We start from the raw sequence: 826 nt of genomic DNA, 5'->3' as shown, positions 1-826 counted from the left end.
AGCACATTATTTCAGCTCGCCGTTTTCATTTTAATTCGGCAATAAATCTGAAATAATGTGCTTGTTTTTTCAAATTATTTCAGAATATGCAAAAATCCATTCAAAATATTCCAGCTATTCATTTCAAAAGAAGACCCCTAAAAAGGGGCATCTACACGTATATAATCATGGATATTTATTCGAATTTTATAAATCTCATTAGGATGAAGGACAAACTTTACATCTTGATCCAGAGTTACAAACCAATCCAATTCTTTTTCCAAGACTGCTTTAAAATATCTATTTTGAATCCTAAGATCAAAGTAGTATCCTTGTTCAATCCAGTAGGCCTGCTGGCCTATCCACACACGCCATTCCATTTCTTCATGATTATAAACCAATATTCCTCTTTTCATATTCCGATATCCTCTATGGCTAACCTAACTACTTCTTCGTCAATCTGTTCTTTTTTTAATTGGAACCCAAATAACAGGCTATTTATCGTTATTTTATTAATCACTCTTGGCCATCCTTGAGATCGTAATGCAATGGCTTCTAGTGCGGATTCAGTAAATATTGGCATTTTTGCACCAGCGATTTTTAGATGGTGATTGATATATGAAACAATCTCTTCTTTCGGTAAGGGTTGAATCTCATATTTCATTATCAACCTTTGTGACAACGGGCGATGATGATTCATTGTTAAACGTGTCTTTAAATGTGGTAATCCTGCTAAAATCAAGATAAACGGGTTGGTGGAATCCATTTGAAAATTAAACAATAGGGCGATATCCTGTAAAAATGCATCCTTTGCTAAATGCATTTCATCTAAGATAAATACAGGTGT

At 33.8% G+C, this 826-nt stretch carries 2 protein-coding genes; both read right to left on the bottom strand.

Going from position 1 to position 826, the window contains the following annotated elements:
* Positions 1-137: 137 nt before the first annotated feature.
* The gene (locus GW534_RS15980) at positions 138-395 is read right to left on the bottom strand and encodes a DUF5348 domain-containing protein (RefSeq protein ID WP_161921937.1); all 258 of its coding nucleotides are present in this window, start codon (positions 393-395) and stop codon (positions 138-140) included.
* A partial coding sequence (locus GW534_RS16610; protein ID WP_407670493.1) for an ExeA family protein occupies positions 392-826 on the bottom strand: 435 nt, incomplete at its 5' end. The genes GW534_RS16610 and GW534_RS15980, both read right to left, overlap by 4 nt.

The organism is Pallidibacillus pasinlerensis (assembly GCF_009996845.1).
In the GTDB taxonomy this organism is placed as follows: domain Bacteria; phylum Bacillota; class Bacilli; order Bacillales; family Caldibacillaceae; genus Pallidibacillus; species Pallidibacillus pasinlerensis.
This window is presented reverse-complemented; position numbering and strand designations above follow the sequence as displayed.

What these genes read in the sequence shown, in the direction of transcription:
- GW534_RS15980 (WP_161921937.1), bottom strand. Translation starts at nt 395, where the DNA reads ATGAAAAGAGGAATATTGGTTTATAATCATGAAGAAATGGAATGGCGT.